This window comes from Ramlibacter sp., assembly GCF_035706265.1.
Taxonomy (GTDB): Bacteria; Pseudomonadota; Gammaproteobacteria; order Burkholderiales; family Burkholderiaceae_C; genus Ramlibacter.
Genome location: NZ_DASSVG010000332.1, coordinates 1 through 3,401 on the forward strand (window position 1 = coordinate 1; position 3,401 = coordinate 3,401).

Annotated in this window: 4 protein-coding genes; 2 read left to right on the forward strand and 2 right to left on the reverse strand. The window is 69.9% G+C overall.

Annotated features, from left to right (window positions below; all coding sequences use genetic code 11):
- Both VFM98_RS11990 and VFM98_RS11995 read right to left on the reverse strand, forming a co-directional pair.
- Positions 1-1,116, reverse strand: a 1,116-nt coding sequence (locus VFM98_RS11990; protein ID WP_325110151.1) for an AMP-binding protein, incomplete at its 3' end; no start/stop codon positions are given.
- A 33-nt stretch (positions 1,117-1,149) separates the two neighbouring features.
- On the reverse strand, positions 1,150-1,923 hold the full coding sequence (locus VFM98_RS11995) for a crotonase/enoyl-CoA hydratase family protein (RefSeq protein WP_325110152.1): 774 nt from the start codon (positions 1,921-1,923) through the stop codon (positions 1,150-1,152).
- An 83-nt stretch (positions 1,924-2,006) separates the two neighbouring features.
- Here VFM98_RS11995 and VFM98_RS12000 point away from each other — a divergent pair, with 83 nt between their 5' ends.
- Positions 2,007-2,870, forward strand: a complete 864-nt coding sequence (locus tag VFM98_RS12000) for an amidohydrolase family protein (protein ID WP_325110153.1) — start codon at positions 2,007-2,009, stop codon at positions 2,868-2,870.
- A partial coding sequence (locus tag VFM98_RS12005) for an AMP-binding protein (RefSeq protein ID WP_325110154.1) occupies positions 2,867-3,401 on the forward strand: 535 nt, incomplete at its 3' end. The genes VFM98_RS12000 and VFM98_RS12005, both read left to right, overlap by 4 nt.

A 3,401-nucleotide genomic window follows, 5' to 3' on the forward strand; every position in this document is an offset into this window, starting at 1 on the left:
CTGCTCCTGCACCTCGTGCAGCAGGTCCCAGATCGGCTGCGCCAGCGCGGCGCCCGAGTAGAAGAACATGCGCACGCGCGACAGCAGCGTGCGGCGCAGCACCGGGTCGGCCTTCATCGCGTGGGCGATGGCTTCGAAGCCCGTGGGCACGTTGAAGTAGACCGTCGGCGCGATCTCGCGCAGGTTGCGCAGCGTCTCCTGCATCAGCGCCGGCGTGGGCTTGCCGTCGTCGATATAGAGCGTGCCGCCGTTGTAGATCGTCAGGCCGACGTTGTGGTTGCCGCCGAAGGTGTGGTTCCAGGGCAGCCAGTCCACCAGCACCGGCGGCTCCTCGGCCAGCACCGGCATCGACTGCCGCATCTGCTGCTGGTTGGCGCACCACATGCGGTGGGTGTTGATCACCGCCTTGGGCAGCTTGGTGGAGCCCGACGTGAACAGGAACTTGACGATGGTGTCGGGGCCGGTGGCGTGCAGTGCGGCCTCGACGGCGGCGGTCGGCTGCGTCTGCAGCAGCGCCGCCAGCGGTGTGCACTCGCGGCCGGCGATGGCGCCCTCGGCGAGCACCACCTCGGTGTCCGTGCCGACGGTGGCCGCGATCGCCTTCGCGTAGCGCGCGTCGGCCGCGAACACCAGGCCCGGCGTCAGCGTCGCCAGCACGTGGCGCAGCTTGTCGTAGTCCTGGCTGATGAGGGAGTAGGCCGGCGACACGGGGCAGTACGGAATGCCGGCATACATGCAGCCCAGCGCCAGCAACGCGTGCTCCAGGCCGTTCTCGCTGAGGATGGCGACCGGGCGCTCGGCGCTCAGCCCGCGATCGAGCAGGGCCTGGGCGATGCTGCGCGCCCGCTCGACGGCCTGGCGATAGCTCACTGTCTGCCACTCGCCCGTGGTGCCGTCGGCGTTGCGCGCGCGGCGCGCCATGAAGATGCGCTCCGGCTGCGTCTCGGCCCAGTGCACCAGGCGGTCGGTCATGCGCGCGGCATGGGGCTGCAGTTCGCCCTCGCCGCGCAGGTAGCGCGCGCCGGCGGCGCCTTCGCGCAGCACGGCCCGCGTGACGCCGAAGCGCAGCGGCCGGTACTTCGCCGGCGCGGGAATGTGCATGATAGGGCTGCGCATGTCTCCTCCTCCTGGGCTCTGGCGGCCCGCTGTTCAGGCCTTGACCTTGGCCGCGCGGCCTTCGAGGAAGTCGCGCACGCGCTGCTTGGCCTCGGGCGCGCTCTGCGCGATGGCCGACATCAGCGACTCGGTGAGGAAGCCCTGGTCGGCCGGCTGTTCGGCGATGCGCGGCAGCGCGTGCATCAGCGCGTAGTTGGTCAGCGGCGCGTTCTGCGCGACGCGCTTCGCGATCTCCAGCGCCTTCTCGAAGGCCTGGCCGGCCGGCACCAGGTACTGCGCGAAGCCGGCGCGCTCGCCTTCCTCGGCCTGGTAGACGCGGCCGGTGAGCATCATGTCGGCCATGCGGGCGGCACCGATCAGGCGCGGGATGCGCACCGCGCCGCCGCCGCCCACGAAGATGCCGCGCGCGCCTTCGGGCAGCGCGTAGAAGGTGGTCGCGTCGGCCACGCGGATGTGGCAGGCCGCGGCCAGCTCGAGCCCGCCGCCGACGACCGCGCCGTGCAGCGCGGCGATCACGGGCACGGGGCCGTACTGCACCTCCTCCAGCGCCGCGTGCCACATGCGCGAGTGCTGCAGGCCCGCGCCGGCGTCGCGCTCCTTCAGTTCCGACAGGTCCAGCCCGGCGCAGAAGTGCTCGCCGGCGCCATCCAGCACCGCGGCGCGCACGGTGGACGGCAGGGTCTCGAAGGTGCGGCGCACGGCCAGCACCAGGCCATCCGACAGCGCGTTGCGCTTGGCCGCGCGGTTCAGGCGCACGATGGCGATCTCGCCGTCGATCTGGAGCTGGAGGTCTTGGGAGGCGGTCATGGTGTGTTCGGCGAGTGCCGCGATTATGGTTATGCGGGATAACGATCATCAACCTCCCGGCCCTCGGGACTTACCCTAGGCAGATGGATCACGCCAACCTGATTGCCATCGACATCCACACCCACGCCGAAGTGAGCTGCTGGAATCCCTTCGACAACTACGGCGAGGAGTACGACCGCGCCGCCGACAAGTACTTCCGTTCCAATCGCCGGCCCACCATCGCCGAGACGGTGGCCTACTACCGGGAACGCAAGATCGGCCTCGTGATGTTCACGGTGGACAGCGAATCCAACCTGGGCCGCCGCCGCATCCCCAACGAGGAGATCGCGCAGGCCGCGCGCGAGAACAGCGACATGATGGCCGCCTTCGCCAGCATCGATCCGCACAAGGGCAGGATGGGCGCGCGCGAGGCCGAGCGCCTGATCAAGGTAGAAGGCATCAAGGGCTTCAAGTTCCATCCGACGGTGCAGGGCTTCCATCCCTACGACCGCATGGCCTGGCCGATCTACGAAGTGGTCAACGCCCACAAGATGCCAGCCATCTTCCACACCGGCCACAGCGGCATCGGCTCCGGCATGCGCTGCGGCGGCGGGCTGCGGCTGGAATACAGCAACCCGATGCACCTGGACGACGTGGCGATCTCGTTTCCCGACATGCAGATCGTGATGGCCCATCCGAGTTTCCCATGGCAGGACGAGGCGCTCTCGGTGGCCACGCACAAGCCCAACGTGTGGATCGACCTCTCCGGCTGGAGCCCGAAGTACTTCCCGAAGCAGCTGGTGCAGTACGCCAACACGCTGCTGAAGGACCGCATCCTGTTCGGCAGCGACTACCCCCTGATCACGCCCGAACGCTGGATGAAGGACTTCGAGGACGCCGGCTTCAAGCCGGAGGTGATGCCCGGCATCCTGAAGGGCAACGCCGTGCGGCTGCTGGGGCTGGCGTGAGCACGCCCTTCTTCCGCGGCCTCGCCGACATCGAGGCGCTGGAGCGCACGCCCTACGAGGAGGCGATCCCGGCACGCACCACCTACGGCCTGATCGCGCGGGCGGCGCAGCGCCATCCCGAACGCACCGCCTTCACCTACCTGCCGGACGGCGATCCCGCCACCGCGCCGCAACGCATCTCCTACGCCGAAGTGCTGGCGCAGGTCCACCGCGCGGCCAACCTGTTCCGCCGGCTGGGCGTCGGCCCGGACGACGCGGTGGCGATCCTCGCGCCCAACATCCCGGCCACGCACTACGCGCTGTGGGGCGCGCAGCTCGCGGGCCGTGCCTGCCCGATCAACTTCATGCTGCAGCCGGAGCACGTCGCCGCGTTGCTCGATGCGAGCGGCGCCAAGGTCGTCGTCGCGCTGGGACCCAACCCGGAGCTGGACGTCTGGTCGGCCGTGCAGAAGGTGCCCGGGCTCGCCGGCCGCACGGTGCTGCGCATCGGCGACGGTTTCGAGGAGGCGCTGGCGCAGGAGCTCGACACGC